This is a genomic window from Ferdinandcohnia sp. SAFN-114 (genome assembly GCF_059415045.1).
This window is the reverse complement of record NZ_JBPFDQ010000067.1, coordinates 1-22,631: the sequence shown is the minus strand read 5'-3', so window position 1 is coordinate 22,631 and position 22,631 is coordinate 1. Positions and strand designations below refer to the sequence as shown.

General features: G+C 36.3%; 24 protein-coding genes. 4 read left to right on the top strand and 20 right to left on the bottom strand.

Annotated features, from left to right (window positions below; translation table 11 throughout):
• Nucleotides 1-104: 104 nt before the first annotated feature.
• The 6 genes from ACR65M_RS19065 to rpmG form a co-directional block, all read right to left on the bottom strand.
• On the bottom strand, nucleotides 105-1,574 hold the full coding sequence (locus ACR65M_RS19065; protein WP_121447205.1) for a spore germination protein: 1,470 nt from the start codon (nucleotides 1,572-1,574) through the stop codon (nucleotides 105-107).
• A 128-nt stretch (nucleotides 1,575-1,702) separates the two neighbouring features.
• Nucleotides 1,703-3,247: a rhomboid family intramembrane serine protease gene (locus ACR65M_RS19060; RefSeq protein WP_440274101.1), complete on the bottom strand. Its 1,545-nt coding sequence runs from the start codon at nucleotides 3,245-3,247 to the stop codon at nucleotides 1,703-1,705.
• Nucleotides 3,248-3,595: 348 nt separating this feature from the next.
• Nucleotides 3,596-3,775 (bottom strand): protein YqgO, encoded by a 180-nt coding sequence (gene yqgO / locus ACR65M_RS19055; protein WP_341330870.1) that lies wholly within the window; start codon nucleotides 3,773-3,775, stop codon nucleotides 3,596-3,598.
• Nucleotides 3,776-3,817: 42 nt separating this feature from the next.
• The gene (locus tag ACR65M_RS19050; RefSeq protein ID WP_440274100.1) at nucleotides 3,818-4,612 is read right to left on the bottom strand and encodes a DUF92 domain-containing protein; all 795 of its coding nucleotides are present in this window, start codon (nucleotides 4,610-4,612) and stop codon (nucleotides 3,818-3,820) included.
• Complete coding sequence (locus tag ACR65M_RS19045; RefSeq protein ID WP_440274099.1) at nucleotides 4,605-5,174, bottom strand: 5-formyltetrahydrofolate cyclo-ligase; 570 nt, start codon at nucleotides 5,172-5,174, stop codon at nucleotides 4,605-4,607. The genes ACR65M_RS19050 and ACR65M_RS19045 overlap by 8 nt, the downstream gene beginning before the upstream one ends.
• Nucleotides 5,175-5,243: 69 nt before the next feature.
• The gene (gene rpmG, locus ACR65M_RS19040) at nucleotides 5,244-5,393 is read right to left on the bottom strand and encodes a 50S ribosomal protein L33 (RefSeq protein ID WP_010678123.1); all 150 of its coding nucleotides are present in this window, start codon (nucleotides 5,391-5,393) and stop codon (nucleotides 5,244-5,246) included.
• A 192-nt stretch (nucleotides 5,394-5,585) separates the two neighbouring features.
• Between rpmG and ACR65M_RS19035 the strand changes: the two genes are divergently transcribed.
• On the top strand, nucleotides 5,586-5,945 hold the full coding sequence (locus ACR65M_RS19035) for a hypothetical protein (protein WP_440274098.1): 360 nt from the start codon (nucleotides 5,586-5,588) through the stop codon (nucleotides 5,943-5,945).
• A gap of 118 nt (nucleotides 5,946-6,063) precedes the next feature.
• Here ACR65M_RS19035 and phoU read toward each other — a convergent pair whose 3' ends face one another.
• The 10 genes from phoU to ACR65M_RS18985 all read right to left on the bottom strand — a co-directional run bounded on the left by phoU (nucleotide 6,064) and on the right by ACR65M_RS18985 (nucleotide 17,559).
• On the bottom strand, nucleotides 6,064-6,723 hold the full coding sequence (gene phoU / locus ACR65M_RS19030) for a phosphate signaling complex protein PhoU (protein WP_440274097.1): 660 nt from the start codon (nucleotides 6,721-6,723) through the stop codon (nucleotides 6,064-6,066).
• 24 nt (nucleotides 6,724-6,747) lie between these two features.
• The gene (pstB, locus tag ACR65M_RS19025) at nucleotides 6,748-7,554 is read right to left on the bottom strand and encodes a phosphate ABC transporter ATP-binding protein PstB (protein WP_440274096.1); all 807 of its coding nucleotides are present in this window, start codon (nucleotides 7,552-7,554) and stop codon (nucleotides 6,748-6,750) included.
• Nucleotides 7,555-7,645: 91 nt separating this feature from the next.
• On the bottom strand, nucleotides 7,646-8,530 hold the full coding sequence (gene pstA, locus ACR65M_RS19020) for a phosphate ABC transporter permease PstA (RefSeq protein ID WP_341330864.1): 885 nt from the start codon (nucleotides 8,528-8,530) through the stop codon (nucleotides 7,646-7,648).
• A gap of 1 nt (nucleotide 8,531) precedes the next feature.
• Nucleotides 8,532-9,491, bottom strand: a complete 960-nt coding sequence (gene pstC, locus ACR65M_RS19015) for a phosphate ABC transporter permease subunit PstC (protein WP_440274095.1) — start codon at nucleotides 9,489-9,491, stop codon at nucleotides 8,532-8,534.
• A gap of 87 nt (nucleotides 9,492-9,578) precedes the next feature.
• Nucleotides 9,579-10,559: a PstS family phosphate ABC transporter substrate-binding protein gene (locus tag ACR65M_RS19010; RefSeq protein ID WP_341330862.1), complete on the bottom strand. Its 981-nt coding sequence runs from the start codon at nucleotides 10,557-10,559 to the stop codon at nucleotides 9,579-9,581.
• A gap of 200 nt (nucleotides 10,560-10,759) precedes the next feature.
• Nucleotides 10,760-12,889 carry a peptidoglycan D,D-transpeptidase FtsI family protein gene (locus ACR65M_RS19005; protein ID WP_440274094.1) on the bottom strand — a complete coding sequence of 710 codons (2,130 nt, stop codon included), beginning with the start codon at nucleotides 12,887-12,889 and terminating at the stop codon, nucleotides 10,760-10,762.
• A gap of 270 nt (nucleotides 12,890-13,159) precedes the next feature.
• The gene (locus tag ACR65M_RS19000; protein WP_341330860.1) at nucleotides 13,160-14,446 is read right to left on the bottom strand and encodes an MFS transporter; all 1,287 of its coding nucleotides are present in this window, start codon (nucleotides 14,444-14,446) and stop codon (nucleotides 13,160-13,162) included.
• 133 nt (nucleotides 14,447-14,579) lie between these two features.
• A complete protein-coding gene (gene sodA / locus ACR65M_RS18995) occupies nucleotides 14,580-15,188 on the bottom strand; it encodes a superoxide dismutase SodA (protein ID WP_341330859.1) in 609 nt (202 codons plus the stop codon).
• A 190-nt stretch (nucleotides 15,189-15,378) separates the two neighbouring features.
• On the bottom strand, nucleotides 15,379-15,861 hold the full coding sequence (locus tag ACR65M_RS18990) for a DUF456 domain-containing protein (RefSeq protein WP_440274093.1): 483 nt from the start codon (nucleotides 15,859-15,861) through the stop codon (nucleotides 15,379-15,381).
• A 63-nt stretch (nucleotides 15,862-15,924) separates the two neighbouring features.
• The gene (locus tag ACR65M_RS18985; RefSeq protein ID WP_440274092.1) at nucleotides 15,925-17,559 is read right to left on the bottom strand and encodes a Na/Pi cotransporter family protein; all 1,635 of its coding nucleotides are present in this window, start codon (nucleotides 17,557-17,559) and stop codon (nucleotides 15,925-15,927) included.
• 277 nt (nucleotides 17,560-17,836) lie between these two features.
• On the opposite strand from ACR65M_RS18985, the gene yqfZ reads away from it, so the two are divergent.
• Complete coding sequence (yqfZ, locus tag ACR65M_RS18980) at nucleotides 17,837-18,169, top strand: protein YqfZ (RefSeq protein WP_440274091.1); 333 nt, start codon at nucleotides 17,837-17,839, stop codon at nucleotides 18,167-18,169.
• 126 nt (nucleotides 18,170-18,295) lie between these two features.
• Nucleotides 18,296-19,399 (top strand): flavodoxin-dependent (E)-4-hydroxy-3-methylbut-2-enyl-diphosphate synthase, encoded by a 1,104-nt coding sequence (gene ispG, locus ACR65M_RS18975; protein ID WP_121447314.1) that lies wholly within the window; start codon nucleotides 18,296-18,298, stop codon nucleotides 19,397-19,399.
• Nucleotides 19,400-19,582: 183 nt separating this feature from the next.
• Here ispG and ACR65M_RS18970 read toward each other — a convergent pair whose 3' ends face one another.
• The 4 genes from ACR65M_RS18970 to ACR65M_RS18955 form a co-directional block, all read right to left on the bottom strand.
• The gene (locus ACR65M_RS18970; RefSeq protein ID WP_121447220.1) at nucleotides 19,583-19,972 is read right to left on the bottom strand and encodes a DUF4190 domain-containing protein; all 390 of its coding nucleotides are present in this window, start codon (nucleotides 19,970-19,972) and stop codon (nucleotides 19,583-19,585) included.
• Nucleotides 19,973-20,087: 115 nt separating this feature from the next.
• Nucleotides 20,088-20,501 carry a zinc uptake transcriptional repressor Zur gene (gene zur / locus ACR65M_RS18965; RefSeq protein WP_341330854.1) on the bottom strand — a complete coding sequence of 138 codons (414 nt, stop codon included), beginning with the start codon at nucleotides 20,499-20,501 and terminating at the stop codon, nucleotides 20,088-20,090.
• Nucleotides 20,498-21,340 (bottom strand): metal ABC transporter permease, encoded by an 843-nt coding sequence (locus ACR65M_RS18960; RefSeq protein ID WP_440274106.1) that lies wholly within the window; start codon nucleotides 21,338-21,340, stop codon nucleotides 20,498-20,500. Before ACR65M_RS18960 ends, zur begins: the two co-directional genes overlap by 4 nt.
• Before the next feature lie 4 nt (nucleotides 21,341-21,344).
• Nucleotides 21,345-22,118 (bottom strand): metal ABC transporter ATP-binding protein, encoded by a 774-nt coding sequence (locus tag ACR65M_RS18955; protein ID WP_440274090.1) that lies wholly within the window; start codon nucleotides 22,116-22,118, stop codon nucleotides 21,345-21,347.
• A 167-nt stretch (nucleotides 22,119-22,285) separates the two neighbouring features.
• Here ACR65M_RS18955 and ACR65M_RS18950 point away from each other — a divergent pair, with 167 nt between their 5' ends.
• The gene (locus ACR65M_RS18950) at nucleotides 22,286-22,552 is read left to right on the top strand and encodes a DUF2624 domain-containing protein (RefSeq protein ID WP_246006428.1); all 267 of its coding nucleotides are present in this window, start codon (nucleotides 22,286-22,288) and stop codon (nucleotides 22,550-22,552) included.
• Nucleotides 22,553-22,631: the final 79 nt, after the last annotated feature.

Below are 22,631 nucleotides of genomic sequence, written 5' to 3'. Positions count from 1 at the left end.
TACTAGCTTATTTAAAAAAATAGAAACACGCAAGTCTTTCTCATGAAAGTCCATAAAAATGTAAAAGGAGTGCTTCCTTTTAAAGAAAGCACTCCTAAAGAAATTTATTTATCTGGATCTTTTGGATGTAATATTTTCGGTCTATTTCTTTTTAATGGAATAGGAGCACGGAATAAAACATCCTTAAATCCTTTGAAGGAAAATGGAATAAACGGCCATAAATATGGAACATTAAATGATTTCATTCGTGCTAAGTAGAGAATCCATAGTGTAATTCCTACGACAAATCCAATTACTCCAAATATGCTGGTCGTTAATAAGAAAAATAGTCTGGCTAAGCGGTTTGCAAGGCTCATCTCATAGCTTGGTGTTGAGAAGGTTCCTATGGCTGCAATTGCAAGGTACAAAATAACCTCATTTGTAAATAAACCAACTTCAACTGCCACCTGTCCAATCAACATGGCTGCGACAAGCCCTAGTGCCGTTGCAAGGGCAGTTGGAGTGTGAATGGCTGCCATTCTCAACAGATCGATTCCAATTTCAATTAAAAAGAACTGTAATATTAATGGTAATCTGCCATCATCATTTGGACCAATAAATTTAAGATTATCTGGCAATAGCTCAGGATGAACAGCAAACAAATACCATAATGGTAACAAAAACAGTGATGCCCATACACCAAAATAGCGAACCAAGCGCAAGTATAGCCCAGTTACGGGGCTGTTACGATATTCCTCGGCATGCTGCATATGATGCCAAAATGTGGTTGGGGTAATAAGAACACTTGGTGAACCATCAACCATGATGATAATATGACCCTCGAATAGATGTGCAGCTGCGGTATCTGGCCTTTCCGTATATCTTACAACCGGATATGGATTATAATGTCGTCCTGATATATATTCCTCAATGGTCTTTTCACCCATTGGCAAACCATCAGTATCAATCTTTGAAATGGCATCTTTAACTTCTTTAACGTGGTCAGGATCAGCAATATCTTCAATATAACTAATCACGATATCTGTCTTTGAACGTCTTCCCACCTGCATATATTCCATTCGGAGGGATTTATCCCGAACTCTTCTTCTCGTTAATGCAGTATTAAAGACAACCGTCTCGACGTAGCCATCCCTAGACCCTCTTACAACTCGTTCTGTGTCAGGTTCTTCAGGACCCCTTACAGGATAGGTTCTAGCATCTATTAAAATAACCTTATCAATGCCTTCGATGACTAAAGCAGTTGGACCCGCAAGGACCATGTCAACAACCTTATCTAGGTCGTCTGTGCTTTCCACTTCTACATATGGAATATACGTCTTCAGTAGTTTTTCTAATCCGTCTATTTTTAATGTGCTCTCGTCTTGTTTAGCAAGAAATTTTTGCAATAAATGCAAAATATCATCTTTAATAAGGCCATCAATTAAAAACATTGACATGTCTTTGCCGGCATATTCGACATCAATTTGGATTACATCAAAACTTTTGTCTACACCAAGGGCTTCTTTTAAATAACTTCGATTTTCTTCTAAATTCGATGAGACCGGATGTTTTGGCTCTTTATTTTCATTTCCCATGAGTATCACTCCAATCACACAAAAGACCTCTAGTTTGCTTTCGTAGGCTACTAATCCATCTTTGACGTAAAATTGGAAAATAATACTTATTCAGGACAAATATAGAAAAGTGCCTCATTTGAGACACTTTACATTGAATCTTCCATGTTATTTATTTCATTGATAAGGTCTTGATAGTTTTCATTTTCCGGGTCAATTTCAACAGCCTGTTCCGCTGCATTTTTTGCATTTTCAAATTCTTGCAACTGAACATATATAAGAGCTAGATTATAATGTGCTTCTGAGATATCTGGTGCCTTTTGAGTGACGATTTGTAAATGATCCCGAGCATCTTCAAGTTTTCCAAGCTTAATTTCAGTATAAGAAAGATAAAAGTAAACTTCTGGTGTGTCAGTTCCATTTTCCTCTGCACTCTTAAGCATCTCATACGCCTTATGAATCTCATTCGCTTGTATATATTCCTGAGCAGTTTGCACGACAAATCGTGGGTTATCAGAGTGTGGCTGAATCACATATCCAACATAAATAAGTGTACCTACAGTCGCCAATGTTACGACAAGCCCACCTACTCGTTTCGCAAATTCTTTACGTTTTGGCAAATGAACAATACTCGCTGCTAAAAATCCCCCAACCAAGCCTCCAATATGCCCTGAATTATCAATACCCGGAATCATAAATCCAAGGACAAGGTTTATGATAATAATACCAATTACATTTGGGCCCATCGTTCTAAAAAACAAAGAAGGATAAGCAGCACCAAAAAATAATAATGCACCAAAGCATCCAAAAATAGCCCCAGAAGCCCCAGCAGAAATATTTGCGTTAAAAACAAAGCTTGCAAGACTTCCTATAAACCCGGCAAAAACATAAATCCATAAAAACCTTATTTTCCCGTATAGTCGCTCTACCTCTGATCCCAAATAATACAACGCAAAGGTATTCATTAGGAGATGAAGAAATCCAATATGTAAAATCATTGGCGTGAAAAAACGCCACCATTCACCATTTAAAATGCGGAAGTTTTCCTTTGCCCCGTATTTAAGCAAGGTTTCTGTGTTTGTACTTCCACCATTAAATTCTAAAATGGCAAACATAACTAATTGTATCGCAATCAGAATATATGTAAAAAAAGGTTTTCCATTTTGGAAAATTTGTTTTTCACTCGATATTCGTTTATTCGCAACCGTAATAACCTCATGCTTAATATTCTCAACTGTTTCAAGATCGATATAAATAGAGTCATCGATTGTAAATTCGGTATGAACTAGTGTTGAGATTTCCCTTAGTCCTGTTTCTTTATGTTCAGAATTAATTAAAACAGTTCGTAATGTAGTTAAGCCTTTTGCACCTGCATGAAGTGGTTGTTCTAACCGAAATCTCCAGTCATCAACTGGTGGGTATGTCGTGATGTAAATATTAAGAGCTTCTAATTTCCGGGCAAATAGACGTTTTCTAAGCTGTTCCAATCGCTGAGCGGTGAGCTCCATATCCCGCTGCATCCAATTGCTCCAATCTAAATCATGACGCAGAATGCGAATTATTCTTGGCTTGTTCTTCTGCATCGTTTCTAACCAAATTTCATTATTTGATTTAGATAGTTGGAGAATACGATAACCGCCTTCTTCCTGAAGCCCCTGTATGATTTTCCAAAAAAGATAATCTTGCTTGAACACCTTATCCCCCCCTCTTCCAATGGGTATTATATTTATTATAAACGTTTTTCTATTTCCGTTACCAAATTTCTGTTTCGAAATTGAAAAAACCTGTTGAAAGTTAATCAACAGGTTCACTTTATTCAGCAAAGCTCAACATTATCAGTAGTGAAGTTAGAAGTATAGTCGTTCTAACTACGACTGAATAAAGTTAAACTTCCGGCAGACGCCACAGATTTTTTAAAGGTTCTTTTCGAGCATAGGATCAAAGACTAAGAACGCCACTTCCTGTGGCAACGTCTATGTGACCCAACTCATGTAAGCCTAAAAACCTGGGTGCAAATACGCCAAGGCGTATTTGATTTATCTTTATCGGAAGGCTGTTTGTATCATTTTGTTACGAATAAATGGGATTTTCATCGAGGTACTAATAGCAATCCGACGAACTGCAGCATTGCCGAAAACGCGATTAAATATGCGATATCGGTACCTATAGACTGCATATATCCCACCAAAAAGAATAGCTATTCGGGTCAATAAACTTAACATATTCATCCCTCCTAGTTATACTTTTTGATTATCGCTTTCATTTTATCCTAGTAAAAGAAAAAAGAAATATGTCCCAAATCCTGATGCCAGAAGGATTGATAAAAAGTTCACAACATCATTATCGCAAATCCACAAGCCTTTAAAATACGTCGTTTCTTTTTCGCAATGGAACTTTTTCTCTGTCTCCATTCCACATACAGGACATTTATAAACAACTTGAATACTCGCTCCCAAAATCGTATCAATTAGATTGCCGCAAAAGCCGATCAGGGTCAGTCCAAGAAACAGAAAAAATGAAAGCTCTGGCCACACTAAAAATGAAATAAAACTAATAAGTAATGAACCAAAAAAGCCTGCAAAAGTTCCTAAAACAGAAACTGCTCCGGATGTCCCTGTATCAACCCGCTTCCATTTTGTTAGTAAGATTGGCTTCTTTTTACTTAGTGTTCCAATTTCCGAAGCCCACGTATCTGCGTTCGCTGCTGCGATTGAACCAACAAAGAAGATAAGCCAGAAGAGAGAGTCAGTGAAAGCAAACATTAGGCTTGTAACCCCAGCGACACTACCGTTCGCAAAAACTTGAACAATATCCCTCTGTTCTCCTTTAGCAACCTTATTTTTGAGATTTATTTTATTTCTTACTTTGATTTTACTCCATAAGCTTGAGCTCGCAAAAAAGACTCCTAATAAAAGCAAGCCCCGATAACCAAAACCTATCGACACTGCGCTACCAACAAGAATTGTTCCTACTGCTCCACTTAATGTTAATGATTTAAATTTATATCCCAATATTGCTACAACTATGGAGGCAATGATTTGGAGAAGAAGATTAGCCATTTGTTTTAATTATCCCTGTATTTGTTGCAATTTTTTGGACCGGAATATCAAAAGACTCGACAGGTATTTCGTCTAAAACCTGTACAGGGAATGCTAAAGACATTGTAACTCCTTGGTATTGAGCTAAATACCGATCATAATAACCTCCACCATGACCTAATCTGTATCCATTTGTTACAAAACTAAGGCCTGGCACAAATAATAAATCGATTTCATTATGTAAAACGACAGTTGTTTGTTCCTCAATTGGTTCCTGGAGCCCATAATAGACTACTTCTAATTGAGAATAGGATGTAATTTCACGGAATGTCATGTTTTTTGTTTTTGGATGGCATTTTGGTACAGCCACTCGTTTATTTAATTCCCACGCTTTTTCAATTAGATATTTAGAGTTGACCTCATACTCCCCTGAAATGGTGATTCCTATCGTATTTGCATTCACCCATTCAGGTAAAGTGAGAACATGATCAGTAATCTCCTTAGACCACTTGTCTAAAGTATCTTTATCAACTGAACGCAACGTTTCCGTCATCTCTTTTCTCAATTCTTGTTTCCGCTTCAACTTATTCGCTCCTCTCCATTAATTACTTTATATAATATAAAAAAACAGCAGGAAATTGCTTTCCTACTGTTACTTTGTTTCGCGGTGTAGAGTAACCTTTTTTAGTCTTGGGCAATATTTCTTAAGTTCAAGACGGTCAGGGTTGTTTCGCTTATTTTTAGTTGTAATATAATTACGATCACCAGTTTCAGTACAAGCTAAAGTGATTTTAACACGCATCTTCATTTCCCTCCAAACATATAAAGCTTTAATCAGACTTACCTATCATACCACTTAACTTCCCAAAATTCCAGTCCTATTTTTGGGACAAAGTAAATTTAATTACTATTTCAAAATACAATTCAGTGAACGTACTAGTATTGTCCACCTAAACAAGTTACGATAAGATAGAGTATGGAATGGAGTGACAGTATGGAATACGCTATTATTATCTTATTAGCCATCGCAATCCTTCTTCTTGTCGTTTCTTTCTATGGAAAGGACAGAGTTAAAATGGTGCAAGAAGAATTGGATCAACTTTCCCTTTCGATGGTTCAAGAAACATACCTTTTAAAGAAAAAAATAAAAGTACTTGAAGAAGAGCTTCTAACCAATGACATCGATTATGAAACGGGACCATCTCAAACAAGTGTTATGTCTTTATCAAACTCCACCATTTTATCCCTTTATGATAAAGGCTTAAGCTATGAGGAAATCGGAACAAAAACAAATTTACCAGTTGAAGAAGTTCGACTCATTCTTGAACAAGCAAAGAAAATGGGGCTCATATAATGGATAAATATTTGTTACGGGGAATCGCAATTGGTATTATTTTTTCTACAATTGTATATGGTCTTGTTTACTATTTAACGACAAATTAAAACTCAAGCCGAGATAGGCTTGAGTTTTTTTAGGCATTTAAATCGACTTTTTTAGCTTTAACCATATAGATAATGTGTTCAGCCATATTAGTTGTGTGGTCTGCTACTCTTTCGAAATGGCGACTGATAAAAGCTAATTGTGTAATTTGGTTAATTGAATTGGGATTGTTTGGCATTAACTCCAATAGTTCTTTAATGATTTTTCCGTATAACTCATCAACCTCATCATCTGCTTTAGCTGTTTGAATAGCTAAATTGATGTCTTTTTCGATATATGCTTTGATTACGTTGTTTAACATGTCTAAAGCTTTTTCAGCCATTTTGGGGATATCAACAATTGGTTTTATGAGCGGTCCATCTCCAATATGGATAATCGATTTTGCAATATTTACGGCTAGATCTCCGATTCTTTCGATATCACTTGAGATTTTCAAGCCTGCAATAATAGCACGTAGATCAGAAGCAACTGGTTGTTGTTGTGCGATTAATTGAATGATAATATTATCAATTTGTTCTTCAAGCTCATTTATTTTTTGGTCATCTTGAATAATTTGTTCAGCCAATTTAATATCTTGGTGTGCGAGTGATTGTACTGATTTTTCAACTGCTGTTTTCGATAGGTTGACCATTTCAACCAATAATTCTTTAAGACGATCCAAATCCTTATCTAATGTCGTACGTATTGCCATGACTTACACCCCTCTTATTCATTATTATCCAAATCTGCCAGTGATGTAATCTTCTGTGCGCTTGTCGGATGGATTTGAAAACATTTTATCTGTTTTTTCATACTCAATAACTTCTCCACTTAGGAAAAAGGCGGTTCGATCTGAAATACGTGCAGCCTGTTGCATATTATGAGTAACAATGATAATACTGAAGTTTTGCTTAAGTTCTTGAACAAGTTCCTCAATTTTTAATGTCGAAATTGGATCAAGAGCGGAAGTCGGCTCATCCATTAAAATCACGTCAGGTTCAATTGCCAAGCATCTTGCAATACAGATTCTTTGTTGCTGTCCGCCTGAAAGACCATAAGCATTTTCATGAAGTCGGTCTTTCACCTCATCCCAAATAGCTGCACCACGTAAACTTTTTTCAACAATCTCATCTAAGACCTTTTTGTTTCGAATCCCATGAATACGAGGTCCATAAGCTATATTGTCATAAATTGATTTTGGAAAAGGATTCGGCTTTTGGAAAACCATCCCTACTCGAGTTCTGAGTTCTTCTTCCTTATATGTTTTATCGAAAATATTCTTTCCTCTGTATAAAATTTCTCCTGAAATGCGAACAATCGGAACGAGTTCAACCATACGATTTAAGGTTTTAATATAAGTTGATTTTCCACATCCAGACGGCCCAATAATTGCTGTTACCTCGTTTTCATAGATTGGAAAATTAATATTTTTAAGGGCATGATCTTCCCCATACCATAGGTTTAAATCTTTTGTATTATAAACAATTTTTTTATCTGTCTGATCTGGATTTATATAATTATTAGTCATTACTTGTAATGTCATAATTTGAGTTTCTCCCCTTCAAAGTAGAATCAAATGCGTATTGACCAAATCGCGCCTGTTATTAATACCTGTTGTTTTCACTTGTAAAAAATTAATATTTTCTTTGGAACTTATTTCGAATTATGATGGCTATTGAATTCATTAAGAATAATACGATTAATAAAATGACAATAGTTGCTGCTCCTAGATTTGCGTATTCAGCGACTAGTGCAGAATCGAGAGTCCAATAATAGATTTGCATTGGCAACACAGTAAATTTATCAAAAATACTATCAGGAAATGGAATTAATAAGGCTGGAATTCCTATTACTACAAGTGGAGCTGTTTCTCCAACTGCTCTAGAAAGTGCCAAAATAACCCCTGTAAGAATTCCAGGTAATGAAGTTGGTAAAACTACATTTTTTATCGTTTGCCATTTAGTAGCTCCCATTCCATAAGATGCTTCTCTCAAATAACTCGGTACTGCTCGGATTGCTTCTTGACTAGCAACTACTACGATTGGAAGTACCAGTAACGACATTGTAAGCCCACCAGCTAACACGATATTGCCTAATCCAAAACCGCGAACAAAAATGGTAAGACCTAATATACCAAATACAATTGACGGAACACCTGCAAGATTTGAGATATTTGTTTGAATAAACCGTTGTAGACGTCCTTTTTTTGCATATTCTTCGAGATAAATGGCTGTACCAACACCCAGGAAAAGTGTTATAGGTGCAACAACAAGCATTAACCACAGAGTCCCTAGGAGGGCACCCATAATTCCAGCGTTCTCAGCAACAGTCGAAAGCTTACTAGTTAGAAATTGCAGATCAATCCAGCCAAGACTTTGAGATATGACTCGGTAAAAAAGAATAACGAGAACAACTAAACCAAACAAAGTTGATAAAAAGAAAAGTGATTTTGCTATATTGTTTGTAAAAAGTCGAGAATTAAGTTTCTTTTGAACCTGTGCTTCATTTACATATTTCATTTTAATATTCCTCCTTAAACTTGCGAGAAATATATTGTGCAAGTAAGTTCATTACTAATGTGAACACGAATAGTGTAATAGCTACAGCGTATAAACTATAATATAAGGTTGAGCCCGCAGGTGCATCTCCACTGTTTACTTCAACAATATAAGAGGTCATTGTTTGCATTGATTGGGTAACATCAAAAGTAAAGTTCTTGGAACTTCCACTAGCAAGTGTAACAATCATGGTTTCGCCAATTGCTCTAGATATACCAAGAACGAATGATGCAATAATTCCAGACATTGCTGCAGGAATAACAACCTTCCACGTTACTTCAAGCTTTGTTGAGCCTAGACCAAGCGCACCTTCTCTAATAGAATTGGGTACAGAGCTCATTGCATCCTCTGAAAGCGATGCGACCATAGGAATGATCATAATTCCCATTACGATGCCCGGACTGAGGATATTGGTCGGTTCAAGACCAGGAATAATAGATTGTAATAGAGGTGTTACGAACGTTAAAGCAAAGAAACCATATACAATGGTCGGAATCCCCGCAAGAATTTCAAGAATCGGTTTTAAAATTTTCCTTACTCGTTCAGATGCATATTCACTTAAATAAATTGCTGACATCATTCCGACAGGTATTGCGACAAGCATTGCTATAGTCGATGAAATAATCGTTCCTGTTAGTAGAGGTAATACCCCAAATTCGGCATTATCGCCAAGGGGTTTTAATACGGTACCTGTAAAGAAGTCAAGAATTGGTACGCGTTTAAAAAACTCAAATGTTTCAAAAAGAAGTGTAAGTACAATACCAACTGTTGTTAAAATCGAGATAATCGCAATGAAGAGCAAGCCTTTTGGAATGACTTTCTCTATAATAGTGTTTAAGCTTTTTGCTCTTTTATTTTTGGCAATCATCTCACGCACATTCACTTTAGAACCTTCCTTCATGATAAGCTCCCTTCGATCCATTTCATCATTATTAAAGACCAAATTTTTTCTATCTATAATTAGGTAGAAGATGAGAAGCAAAGATTGCTCTCACCTTCAGAACTTTTCTTATTTTAAACCTTCTAATTCTGTAACGACTGCATTTAATTCTTCTTCTGGAAGTGGAGCAAATCCAGTTTCCGAAGCTACTTCAGCAGCATTTTCCATTGTATAAATTGCATAGTCTAATACTTGTGCCTTTTCTTTCGCCATATTGACATTTAGATAAGTAAATACGGGTCTTGTGAATGGAGCATATTCGCCATCTTCACTGATTGTATCTAGGTTAGGTTCAACAGGACCGTTACCAAAATCAATTTTTACAATTTTAACTTTGTCTTTATTATTTACTGCATAACCGTATCCGAAGAATGCAATGGCATTTTTATCTTTAGAAACTAAGTCTACTAACGTAGAGTATTCTTGTTGAAGATTTGCTTCAGCTACTAAGTCTTGCTCGTCTAAAATGTTTTCCCAGAAAAATTCATACGTACCGTGGTTTTCGTTAGGACCGTACGTTTTGATCGGCTCATTTGGAAAATCTGAACGTACATCTGACCAATTCTTCTTACCAGCACTTGCTAAGAAAATATCAATTACTTCTTGTTGAGTTAATTCTTCAGCCCAATCGTTATCAGGATGTACAACAAATGTTAAACCATCAAGAGCGACCTTTAATTCTTTTACTTCAATTCCTAAATCTTCGGCAGTTGCTGCTTCCTCGTCTTTAATTTGACGAGATGCATCGTTGAAATCTGTTCCGCCTTCTTCAACTAAAAACTTTTTAAAACCAGCACTTGTTCCAGCGCGACTTACTTCAACCGACACATTTTCTTGCTCATTCGTCATATAATTTTCTGCCATCTTTGACATGAAAGGATAAACTGTTCCAGATCCATCAATTACAACACTGCCCTCTAATTCAGCACTTGCGCTTTCGTTTTTGTTTTCCGTTTCACTATTTCCAGTACTGCTTTCGTTACCACATGCAGCTAATACTAGCATTGTGATTGTAATCATTGCTAAACCTAAAAACTTCAAGCGTTTCATTCCTTAATTCCCCCTAAGAGTAAGTTTGTTTTGCTTTGTCTTACAAACTTAGAATAATCGTACTCTATTAATCTCGTGTGAATTGAATGTAAAGGTTATGTAAATTTGGGGGGAATGATGAAATCCCCCTATTATTGTCCGAGTTTGCATTTACGACTCATAGAAAAAAGCCTAACGATATTGTTAGGCTTTCTTCATTCTTATTCATTTCCCTGTGCATCATCTTCATCAGTAGATGTTTCTTCGTCTGCTGTAGAATCTGTTCCCTCGGAATTTTTTTGTTGAGACTCTGTAGCTCGCTTTTCTTTCAGTTCAAAGTATTTATCTAAAATGGCTTCTCCAACTTTAAGGTTCATATTATGTGATGTATTTCCATAATATGCGTAAGGTAATACTACAGCAAATGCTACCTCAGGGTTATTAAATGGAGCATATCCGACAAGTGTACTATTTACTGCTTCTACACCTTTAATGAACGATTGAGCTGAACCGGTTTTACCAGCAGCGTCATAAGGTTTACCTGAAAATGCGCTTCGAGCTGTTCCACTTGATCCTTGAAAAACTAATTTAAATCCTTGTTGAACTCTTTCAATATATTTCATGTCTATGTCAACCTTGTTCATGACAGTTGGTTCGAAAGGTTCTTGAATTGGACCTAATTCATTATCTTCCATGGTTGGTTGATGAATTTGTCTAACGATCTTTGGTTGCATTCTATAACCGTCGTTTGCAATCGTAGACACATATTGCGCTAATTGCAACGTTGTATAAGTGTCATATTGTCCAATTCCTAAGTCCATTAATAGACCAGGAGTAAGATCTGGCCCGGGATACCCAGTTGCTTCACCAGGTAAGTCAATTCCTGTTTTCACTCCCAAACCAAACTGACTAAAATAATTTCTTACAGTACGGAATGCATCGGTATCAATAGAAATGGGTTGGCCATACACATAATTTCCACCCGCTAATTCAAGAAATAACTTAAACATATATACGTTAGATGACAATTCTAGTGCTTTTAAATCATTAGTAGGCCCTAAATTCTTCCATGATGCTTTAAGTGATCCTTCTTTACCAATTTTCATTGGGGAATCATAATACATTGAACCGATATCTATGACACCTGTATCATAGCCTGTTAACATAGTAGCTCCCTTAACAGCTGATCCCATTTCATAAGCTGCATTCATTGTACCTAGGGCATAGTCCTGAAATCCCATTTTGCCATCTTTTCCTCTTGTATAGACCTTTCCAGCCATACTTAGAATTTCACCGGTTTTTGGATTCATCATGACTACAAATGCGCGGTCTAGATATTGTGTACCCTTCATTTGTTTGTGAACCAACATTTGTTCTTCGATAATTTGTTCAACTGCTTGTTGAAGCTCCATATCGATTGTTAAAACAAGATCACTACCTCTTTGCCCTTCTGAAATCATGATTGTTTCCTGTACGGCATTACCCTTAATAATATTTTCAACTTTTGCCTTTTGACCATGTAATACAGATTCATATTGTGCTTCTAAATAGCTTAAACCAACACGATCATTCCGGTTATACCCTCGAGCTAAGTAATAATCAAGCTTATCTCCTGGTAGCCCTTCATCTGTATCAGAAATTCGGCCAAGAATGGATTTTAATGTGTTATCAAATTTATAATCACGAATCCAGTCAGTTGTAGTGTTGACACCTGGCAAATGCTCGAGATTTTCACTGACTACAGCATATTCTTCTGGTGTTACATTTTCATTCTTTACGATCTGTGGGACTAGTGCATAGCCCTTAGTCATTTCACGGAAAATTGCTGCAACCTCTAGCTCTGCTCCTGTGATCTGTTTAAGATCTTCTTCCGTGATTCGTTCGATTTGGAGCTTATAGATGTCTTTACTGGATAATTCTAACTCGCCAGCTTCCACTTTGGTCATTTCTTCTTCGACCAATGCATTTGCTTCATCTGGGTTTTTAAGCATCCAAAAATCTTTCAAATCACGTTCTGTTACTTTATCCGTCTTCATGTCAATAAACGTTGCAAGGGTTTCTGCCACTTCTAATACTTCTTCTTGCTTAGTCCCTCGTGCACGTGTATATGTGATTGCATTTAACGCCTTATTATCCACGATGACATTTCCATTTTTGTCGTAAATCTTACCTCGTGGAACAGGAAGATTTACAATTTCATTTTCTGTTTTTTCTACTTCTTTTTGAAATTTCTCACCATGTACAATCTGCACAACCCCAAGTCGTAGGATTAAGGCTGAAAATAGCAAAAAGACAGCAAAAAATAACATATTTAAACGAAATGGAACATGTGACTTTTTCTTTTTGATCATAAACATCAACTACCTTTATTTATTTGCTTATTTCTAATTTTATCTTTACGTACTATTCTTATGAATAAAAAAGACACCTAACCCAGGCTAGGTGCCTTTATCTTCTATTGTAAAAGAAACTCAAGTTTTTTTCCATGATTAAATATATTAAATCAAATACACCTTGGTGTATTGGCTGCCCAGATTTTCCGAGCTAGCTCGAAACCTCCTCGGAAAATCTGAGGCATCCGCCGGAGGCACTTAACTTTATTCAGCACCTGCTGAATAAAGTTAAGCAGTTGATCCGCCTTCACCTTCTATTAACTTGCGATTCGCACCAGATTTTGATTGGACGGGACCAGCAGCGTCAGGTGTTTTGATACGTCGGATTGGAATATAAAGAAGTATATGTCCCGCCCCGACAATTGCTAGAAGCATTGGAATGCTTTGTTTTTCGTCGAAGAAAGTAACTGCAATTAGAAATAGAATAATCGAGAGTATTCTTCCACAGTTTAAAAAGATTTCCCTCACCACCACATATTCAATTCTCATCTCTTTTGCGTTCCACCCCTTACCAATCACATCATAGGTTAAGGAATTATAGGGAACGAGTAAGATGGGATAAGCAATTCCAATAATAACTCCATATATAATCAACCTTGCATAGGTTACATCAAAAAGAATCGCAAATATTGCAAGATATATCATTAATCCGCCAAGAAGTATGGCCTTTTTGCGCATTTTCTTTTTGATTAACCTCGTTGCGAGGAAGTAAAACAAAAACGATACACCTGAATTGATTAATCCAAATTTCCCCAAAGCCAACTCACTGCCTGTTGCGACAAAAACAAACACTGAAATGACAAATACAAATGTACCCTCACGGATTCCTTGGAAAAAGTGGGCATGAAGAATGTTCTTCCAGTTTGAATTATTTTTCCGTTCAGCTAGAATTCGCCTAAATACAAAATCTCCTTCGGCACTTCGCCTTTTTAAGAAGAAGCTAAGCACAACAGCACCAGTAAATAAACCTAAGGAAATTCCAAAAATAACTGTGTAACCAGTAAAACTTTTCATTGAAGATATGATGATTCCCGCTGCAATGGGACCAATCATTCCTGCAAATGAGCCAAGTAACCCTAAAAATCCGTTGAAAAAGTCACGCGTTTCAGGCTCTGTAATTTCAAAGGTTAAAACATTAAAGGCCAACCAGTAAAAGCCATAACCTATTCCAAGTAGTGCCCCTAATATTAACAAATACTGCGAGGCATTTTCACCAATCCAGAGAACGGTGATATAAAAAATGGCTAAGAATGAAACTCCAAGCCTTAGCACGATTACTCTATCTATTTTCTTAGCCCATCTGCCTGCTAGGATAAAGGTTAATGGTTGTAAAACAACGACTGCTAAATTATATAACCCTAAATCCTTAAAATCTCCTGACTGCTTCCATAAGTACACATTTACAAAGGTGTTCGATAAAGCAATACTTAATGCATACAACCCACCAATCACTAGTAACAAAATTAAGTCCCTGTGTATGGGTACATCACCTAATACCTTTTTAAAACCAAACATTTGCTGACTCCCCTTTTTTATCTACATCATTATTGTGTGATAAAAAAAAGGAGATATACAAAGAAATGCAGGAGGTTCCTTAGCTTTGAAAAAATAAAAAGCCAGTGGACGGATCCACTGGCTCTACTCTAAATTACTTTGCAGAATTGTAACGGTTTGCTACTTCTTCCCAATTAACTACATTAAAGAATGCAGAAATATAATCAGGACGACGGTTTTGATAGTTTAGGTAGTATGCATGCTCCCAAACATCAAGACCAAGAATTGGAGTTTTACCTTCCATTAATGGAGAATCTTGGTTTGGAGTGCTTGTAACTTCAAGCTCACCATTGTTAACAACTAACCAAGCCCAACCAGAACCAAAACGAGTTGTAGCTGCTTTAGTAAACTGATCTTTGAAAGCTTCAAAGCCACCAAATTTGCTATTGATTGCTTCTGCTAATTCGCCAGTTGGCTCTCCGCCACCATTTGGAGAAAGAATAGTCCAGAATAGGCTATGGTTTGCATGTCCACCACCATTGTTTCTTACTGCTGTACGAATATCTTCAGGAACAGCGTCAAGATTAGAAACTAATTCTTCTACTGATTTGCCTTCAAGATCAGCCTTACCAGCGATTGCATTGTTTACGTTTGTAATGTAAGTATTATGGTGCTTAGTGTGGTGAATATTCATTGTTTCTTTGTCAATGTGTGGTTCTAAAGCATCATAAGCATAAGGTAATTGCGGTAATTCGTATGCCATTGTTTATTCCTCCTTAAATATGTATGTAAAAATTGAACCTTGAAAACGATTTCGTCTTCAGTAGTCCTCACTTGTAAGATTACCAAAATAAGTATAACCTTTCAAATGAAAAGCACTATTAATTCAAAATTTTTCACGGGTAAACAATAGTACCAGATTTAAAGTTCCCTTTAAATAGAAGTATTATTCATCATAATACAACAATTAAAAAATAGATTATCATAATAGCTTGAATGATTCCTTTTGCCAGAACCCCACTAAGAAACCCAATAAGTGACCCTACACCGCTTTTAAGTGCATCTTTTACATTCTTTTTATGCACTAGCAGTTCTGCTAAAAATGCACCAAGGAATGGACCAATAATAATCCCAAAGATAGGAATTATAAATGGGCCAACGAGAAGTCCAATTGTACTTCCCCAAACAGCCGCCTTACTTCCACCATATTTTTTTACCCCAACTAAATTAGTTGCATAATCAGCACCTAATAATAGAAGAAAAAATAATGCTTCAACCACCCAGAACCAAATCGAAAAAGAAGCAAATCCCTTGAAGAAGCCATAAACTAAAAAGCCACCTGCAATGAAAAGCACACTCGGAATAATCGGATAGACAAGCCCGACAAATGCAATTACAAACAATAATATAATAATTATCCACATAAGAAGTACCATATTTTTTCATCCTCCTTTAAAAAAATACAAGGCATTGTATGCCTTGTATTTAATGTAAGAATATTAAAGTTGTCTTTCACCTAGAACTGCTTCCGCAATATTAACCGCATGGTCGCCGATACGCTCAAGATTACTAATAATGTCAACAAATACGATACCAGCTTGTCCTGAACATTTACCTTCATTTAAACGCAGTATATGCTTTTTACGTAATGAACGCTCCATTGTATCAATCTTTTCTTCTTGTTTTACCACATCAATCGCCAATGTACGATCATTCTTTTGAAGACTTTGAACGGCCTCATTCACTGTATATATTGTTAATTTAAACATTTCATTTAAATCTTCCATTGCATCTTCTGTTAACTTCACTTTATTCGAAATCTGATAGTCAACTAACTCCACCACATTCTCAAAATGGTCACCGATTCTTTCGATATCACGAATCGTATTAACAAGAACAGAGTGTAAGGCTGATTCCTGTGCTGAGAGTGATCTCGATGAAACTTTGATTAAATAATCAGTAATTTTTTTATCTAAATTATTTATTGCGTCCTCAATTTGCATAGCTGTATCTGAATATTTTTGTGATTTCTCGTTTAAATAGGTATTTGATTCTTCCAGGCCCTTAACCGCAAATTCACCCATTCGAACAACCTCTTCTCTTGCTTGCCCTAATGCAATTGCAGGAGATTGTTCAATAAAAACAGGGTCAAGATGTTTTGGCTTGTATTCCATCAGCGAATCCTCGCCCGGAATTAACTTTGTAACAATAAATGCTAAAACAGCAATAAATGGAAATTGAATAATAGTATTTGTCACATTGAAGCTACCATGTGCAAACGCTATGGTCATTTCTGGATTTAAATTTAACGTAGTTTGTAAATAGCCAATAAATTTTGTGAAAGGCGCAAGCACAATCAGAAAAATAATGGTTCCTATTATATTAAAAATTACATGTGTTAATGCAGCTCGTTTCGCAGCAACTGATGCACCGATAGAAGCCAAAACAGCTGTAATTGTCGTTCCAATATTATCACCAAACAGTACAGGTATAGCTGCTTTAAGATCTAAAAGGCCTTCTCCAAATAATCCCTGTAAAATCCCAATCGTTGCACTTGAACTTTGTACAATAACCGTAAATACGGTACCAATGACAACTCCTAGTATTGGACTAGAACTCATATTAACCGTTAAATCATGAAAGGTTTCAAGGGATCTAAGAGGCTTCATTCCATCTCCCATTAATTCTAAACCTAAGAACAGTGCACCAAACCCAAACACGATTTGTCCAAAATTGTGTATTCTTTTATTTTTGAAGAAAAACAATAGTATTGCACCTAACGCGATAATCGGGAGTGCGTAATCAGAAATTTTTATACCAATGATAAATGCAGTAATCGTTGTACCGATATTAGCTCCCATTATTACGCCAATTGCCTGTCTTAATGTCATAAAACCGGCACTTACAAGTCCTACCACAATAACTGTTGTTCCCGAACTACTTTGGATTAAACATGTTACAAAAATACCAGCGAGAACTCCCATGAATGGATTGGTAGTAAACTTATCTAAAATATCTCTGAGTTTATCACCAGCGGATTTCTGCAATCCATCCCCCATGTACTTGATACCAAATAAGAAAATACCAAGGCCGCCTATAAACTGAAATATCATACTTTGTACGTCTAATTCCACAATGCCAACTCCTAAAAAAATGATCGAATTTTGTAGTAAAGCCATAAAAATAGTACCGTAGTCAATTTTTAAAGTAAAGGATTATTAAGTAAATTTACAATACTGTAACATTAGGCTATATTTCCCTTCTCTTGTAAATCTATTTTTCACTTGATATGCAGATTTATGTATTCCTATAGTTTTCCTATTAAATTTTTCTTCTAACTCTATTATTTTTTGGAATATAGTAGTCAGCGAAGCATATTCTGTATTAAGTAGACCTAGCGGAGGTTTTGAAATGAAACGTTTATTTGCATTCCTAGCAATCGTATTTATTGTATATATTATTTATTACGACATAAGAATTGGGACGCTACCAACAGCAACAGCAAAAGAAGAAAAGATAGAGGCAACCGAAGTCATTGCTCAGACATCAAACGATCCATTTATAGAAGTTAAAGTAAAAGCAGGTGACACATTACTTTCCATCGTCGAGAGGGTAAATGAGGATAGGCAAATATCATCTATCGAAACTGTAATCAAAGATTTTGAAGGACTAAATCCAGAAAGCAAAGCAGAGCTTCTACAAATTGGGAAAACCTACAAATTTCCAATATATAAGGGTGAATAAGGGTATTTTCTTGTCAATTTTTTATTTCAACTGTAAAATAGGCAAGTAAATGATTCTTTAGACTAGATATTTTTCAAATAAAGGATTACTCTTATATAAGTTATTCAAATGCTTTTTAAAGGAGCGATATTTGTGAGTGAAATCATCCATCGTACAAAAACACGTCCTGTAAAGGTAGGTAATTTAACGATTGGTGGTAATAATGAAGTAATTATTCAAAGTATGACCACAACTAAAACACATGATGTAGAAGCAACGGTTGCTGAAATAAAAAGGCTTGAAGAAGCAGGCTGTCAAATCGTTCGTGTAGCATGTCCTGATGAGCGAGCAGCAAATGCAATATCTGAAATCAAAAAGAGAATTTCAATTCCTCTTGTAGTTGATATACACTTTGATTATAAATTAGCCTTAAAAGCGATTGAGGGAGGAGCCGATAAAATTCGGATTAATCCTGGAAATATCGGTCGCAAAGAAAAAGTTGAAGCTGTTGTAAAAGCTGCAAAAGAAAAAGGAATTCCGATTCGAATCGGTGTAAACGCTGGGTCATTAGAGAAGCGTATCCTTGATAAATATGGATACCCAACAGCAGATGGTATGGTTGAAAGTGCATTACACCATATTAAAATCTTAGAAGATCTTGATTTTCATGACATCATTGTATCAATGAAAGCATCAACCGTAGAGCTTGCCATTGAGGCTTATGAAAAAGCTGCAAAAGCTTTTGATTATCCACTTCACTTAGGAATTACCGAATCAGGAACATTATTCTCAGGAACAGTCAAAAGTGCTGCAGGTTTAGGTGCCATCTTAAGTAAGGGAATCGGAAATACATTACGAGTTTCATTAAGTGCTGACCCTGTAGAAGAAGTTAAAGTTGCCCGCGAATTGCTAAAATCTTTTGGTTTGGCAGCTAATGCAGCAACATTAATATCTTGCCCGACCTGTGGACGTATTGAAATTGATCTAATTAAAATAGCTAACGAGGTTGAGGAGTACATCTCAACGATTAAAGCACCAATTAAGGTTTCTGTATTAGGATGCGCAGTTAACGGTCCTGGTGAAGCACGTGAGGCCGATATCGGCATTGCAGGAGCAAGAGGAGAAGGCCTACTGTTCCGCCACGGTAAAACTGTACGAAAAGTACCGGAAGAAACTATGGTAGAAGAATTGAAAAAAGAAATCGATAAGCTTGCAGAAGAATATTATGCCAAACAAGCAGCTGAGCAATAGAAAATTTTCGGCGCCTTGCTCAGCACCGACAAGCACAAGACGAGCCAGCAAGAAGGTTGTTCTTTAACCTTCATGATGGATTGACTTGTGACCTCGAGGGGCTAGGCGCTGAGACTGGACACAAAAATAAAAAACAAGCCCGACAATATGTCGGGCTTATTTTTATTTCACATAATCAAGTTGTTAAAAAAATGGGAGGATAAAGATGCCAACGATAATCGAAACAGCACCAATTCCAATTGCCCATGCTCCTAAACCAGTTGCACCACGACGACGTGCGATAAATCCAATGATAATACCTGCTGCTCCTAATAGTACAGGCATTACAAACAAGGAAATGATTGATAAAGCTAGAGCTAGCCAGCCTAAACCAGCACCACCCGCTACTCTATCATCCGTATTGTTTCCTTCATAGTTCGCTTCACGTCTTGTGGTCCCATAATTAATTGGAGCGGCAACTTCTGCTGCCGTTTCCTCATCGTAGCTTGAGTCAGCATTTGCACCTAAGTTTGGATCAACGTATTCAAAATCATCGTCTCGAATCTTTCTTACGTTTGTATCTTCTTCCGCCATGCTTATCCCTCGCTTTCCTTATCGGTAAGGAGCATTTTTAGTATGAGTTAAAGGAGCGAGAAATATAATTGTTAATCATTGACTCTAATACCAACGCAGATTAGTCTAAAAAGCGTTAAATTCTACATTCTGGACATGAACCATAAATTTCGAATTTGTGACCGGTTATATCATATCCAGCTAAATTATCGTTCATTTTATCCATAGGACATGATTCTATTTCCTTGGTTTTACCACATTCTAAGCAAATAAAATGATGATGATGGTGATTTCCACCACATGTAAACCGAAAATGCTTCTCACCTGAAAGCTCCGTCATTTCCAATATACCTAGCTCTACAAATAATGAAAGATTTCTATAAATTGTATCAAAACTTAATCCTGGATAGTTTTCCTTTAAATCGTCCAAAACATCCTTAGCTGTTAAATACTTATCAGATACGGAAAAGAGTTCAAGCATTTCCTGTCTTTTTCCTGTATGTTTAAACCCTTTTTCCTTCATTAACTGCATCGCTTCAGAAACATTCATGCTGATCTTCCTTTCCGCCTTTTTTTCCAACTAATTGCGCCTAAAAGAATAATAATTGCAAGTACAACGATGGTTCCCCCTGGAGCTAAATCCAGATAGTATGAAAGCACTAATCCAATAATGACGGCTAACTCTCCAAATACAACCGAGAGGAAAATCGTTTGTTTAAAGCCTTTTGCAATTCGAATGGCTGCAGCAACAGGCAATGTCATTAAAGATGACACTAATAAAATTCCAACAATCCTCATTGATGCAGCAATAACTAATGCTACGGTAACAATAAAGATAAAATGAATTGTTTTTGCATTAATCCCTGAAACAGCGGCATGCTCTTCATCAAATGATAATAAAAATAATTCCTTGTATAGAAAAGTAACAATAATAATAACAAGCACAGAAATTGCAAGAATGGTCCATAAATCTGACCGGCTAATCGCGCTTACACTACCGAACAAATAATTGAATAAATCTGTATTAAAGCCGTCCGCGAGCGAAATAAAAATAACACCTAAACCAATTCCACTTGATAAAATAATGGGGATTGCAAGTTCCTGATAATGCTTATACACCGTCCTTAAACGCTCAATAAATAGAGAACCAACGACTGAGAATGTCATTCCCATGTAGATGGGATTGATTGGCCCTGCTAACCCGAGTTTCTTTTCAAGTAAAAGACTCGCAGCAATCCCTGCTAAGGTCACATGGCTTAAGGCATCCGCAATAAGTGACAGTCGTCTTACCACTATAAAAACACCGAGTAACGGTGCTATAAATCCAATTAGCAAACCACTAAAGAATGCATTTTGTAAAAATTCATATTGAAAAATATCTGAAAGCATCGTTTCACCTTCCATGGCTATGTTCATGAGTAATTACTTGAAGAGAATGTCCATAAAATTGGGATAAGTCCTGATCTTGAACATGTTCAAACTCATCAGCACTTCCATGGAAATGAAGATGCTTATTCAAACATGCAACATGTGACACTTTTTCCGATACTGTCCCTACATCATGGGTAACTAATATCAATGTAATTCCCTTGTTTTTATTTATGTCTTCAAGCATATTGTAAAAAGTTTGAACCGTTTGGGCATCCACCCCAACAGTCGGTTCATCAAGGATAAGAAGATCTGGTTCACTGACAAGCGACCTTGCAATAAAAACGCGCTGTTGTTGCCCTCCAGAAAGCTCTCCAATGTTCCGATATAGAAACTTTTCCATTCCAACTGCTTGAAGTGCGTCCGTGACTTTTTTCTTGTGTTCTTGTTTGAAAAAATGAAATAATCCAAGCTTTGCGGTTAGGCCGCTTGATACAACCTCAAATACCGTAGCCGGAAATCCTGAGTTAAAACTATTTGCTTTTTGAGAAACAAAACCTATTTTTGGCCAATCTTTAAATTTCGAAATTGGTGTGCCAAATAATTCAATTGACCCCTTTTGAAGTTTAACTAATCCGAGAATGCTTTTTAAAAGCGTGGTTTTACCAGATCCATTAGGACCGACAATAGCTAAGAAAGATCCTTGAGGGACAACTAGGTTAATGTTTTCTAAAACGGTTTGTTCCTCATATCGAAAAGAAAGATCCTTTATCTTTAATACCGAATTTGGATGTGTCAAGTTATCACCTTATCTATCGTTAATTTTTGTTCTTATTAAGAATCATTACGATTTATACTTTAAGAAGTATACAGGATGAATTTTATAAAGTAAAGAAATTGATTATCAAAAAAGATTTATGCACACACCTTTTCGTTATGAAATAGACTAACGAGAGGAAGGTGAAGATGATAACAATGAACATTTATCAACAAATCATTAACCAAAAATTAAAGACGTTAACACCTGATGACTTAATGAAATACGGGAAACAATATGATATATATGTATCCAAAGAACAAGCAACAAATGTATTAAAATTAATTCGAAAAAACAAGAATATTAATATCTTTAATCCAGAAGAAAAAAATCAATTATTAAGAGAAATTGCCCGTGTTACAAGTCCTGAGGTCGCAAGAAAACTCAATCAATTGTTTATCAAATTTACAAGTTAAAAGAGGCTGGGACATTAACTAGCTTCGAATAATGAAAAAGGTGAGTTTGAGCACGCTCAAACTCACCTTTTTCTATTTT

Bases quoted from the DNA above. Each gene is read 5' to 3' on its own strand.
- ACR65M_RS19065 (WP_121447205.1), bottom strand. From the start codon at position 1,574: ATGGGAAATGAAAATAAAGAGCCAAAACATCCGGTCTCATCGAATTTA.
- yqgO (WP_341330870.1), bottom strand. From the start codon at position 3,775: ATGTTAAGTTTATTGACCCGAATAGCTATTCTTTTTGGTGGGATATAT.
- ACR65M_RS19050 (WP_440274100.1), bottom strand. From the start codon at position 4,612: ATGGCTAATCTTCTTCTCCAAATCATTGCCTCCATAGTTGTAGCAATA.
- rpmG (WP_010678123.1), bottom strand. From the start codon at position 5,393: ATGCGTGTTAAAATCACTTTAGCTTGTACTGAAACTGGTGATCGTAAT.
- ACR65M_RS19035 (WP_440274098.1), top strand. From the start codon at position 5,586: ATGGAATACGCTATTATTATCTTATTAGCCATCGCAATCCTTCTTCTT.
- phoU (WP_440274097.1), bottom strand. From the start codon at position 6,723: ATGGCAATACGTACGACATTAGATAAGGATTTGGATCGTCTTAAAGAA.
- pstB (WP_440274096.1), bottom strand. From the start codon at position 7,554: ATGACATTACAAGTAATGACTAATAATTATATAAATCCAGATCAGACA.
- pstA (WP_341330864.1), bottom strand. From the start codon at position 8,530: ATGAAATATGTAAATGAAGCACAGGTTCAAAAGAAACTTAATTCTCGA.
- pstC (WP_440274095.1), bottom strand. From the start codon at position 9,491: ATGGATCGAAGGGAGCTTATCATGAAGGAAGGTTCTAAAGTGAATGTG.
- ACR65M_RS19010 (WP_341330862.1), bottom strand. From the start codon at position 10,559: ATGAAACGCTTGAAGTTTTTAGGTTTAGCAATGATTACAATCACAATG.
- ACR65M_RS19005 (WP_440274094.1), bottom strand. From the start codon at position 12,889: ATGATCAAAAAGAAAAAGTCACATGTTCCATTTCGTTTAAATATGTTA.
- ACR65M_RS19000 (WP_341330860.1), bottom strand. From the start codon at position 14,446: ATGTTTGGTTTTAAAAAGGTATTAGGTGATGTACCCATACACAGGGAC.
- sodA (WP_341330859.1), bottom strand. From the start codon at position 15,188: ATGGCATACGAATTACCGCAATTACCTTATGCTTATGATGCTTTAGAA.
- ACR65M_RS18990 (WP_440274093.1), bottom strand. From the start codon at position 15,861: ATGGTACTTCTTATGTGGATAATTATTATATTATTGTTTGTAATTGCA.
- yqfZ (WP_440274091.1), top strand. From the start codon at position 17,837: ATGAAACGTTTATTTGCATTCCTAGCAATCGTATTTATTGTATATATT.
- ACR65M_RS18970 (WP_121447220.1), bottom strand. From the start codon at position 19,972: ATGGCGGAAGAAGATACAAACGTAAGAAAGATTCGAGACGATGATTTT.
- zur (WP_341330854.1), bottom strand. From the start codon at position 20,501: ATGAATGTTTCTGAAGCGATGCAGTTAATGAAGGAAAAAGGGTTTAAA.
- ACR65M_RS18960 (WP_440274106.1), bottom strand. From the start codon at position 21,340: ATGCTTTCAGATATTTTTCAATATGAATTTTTACAAAATGCATTCTTT.
- ACR65M_RS18950 (WP_246006428.1), top strand. From the start codon at position 22,286: ATGATAACAATGAACATTTATCAACAAATCATTAACCAAAAATTAAAG.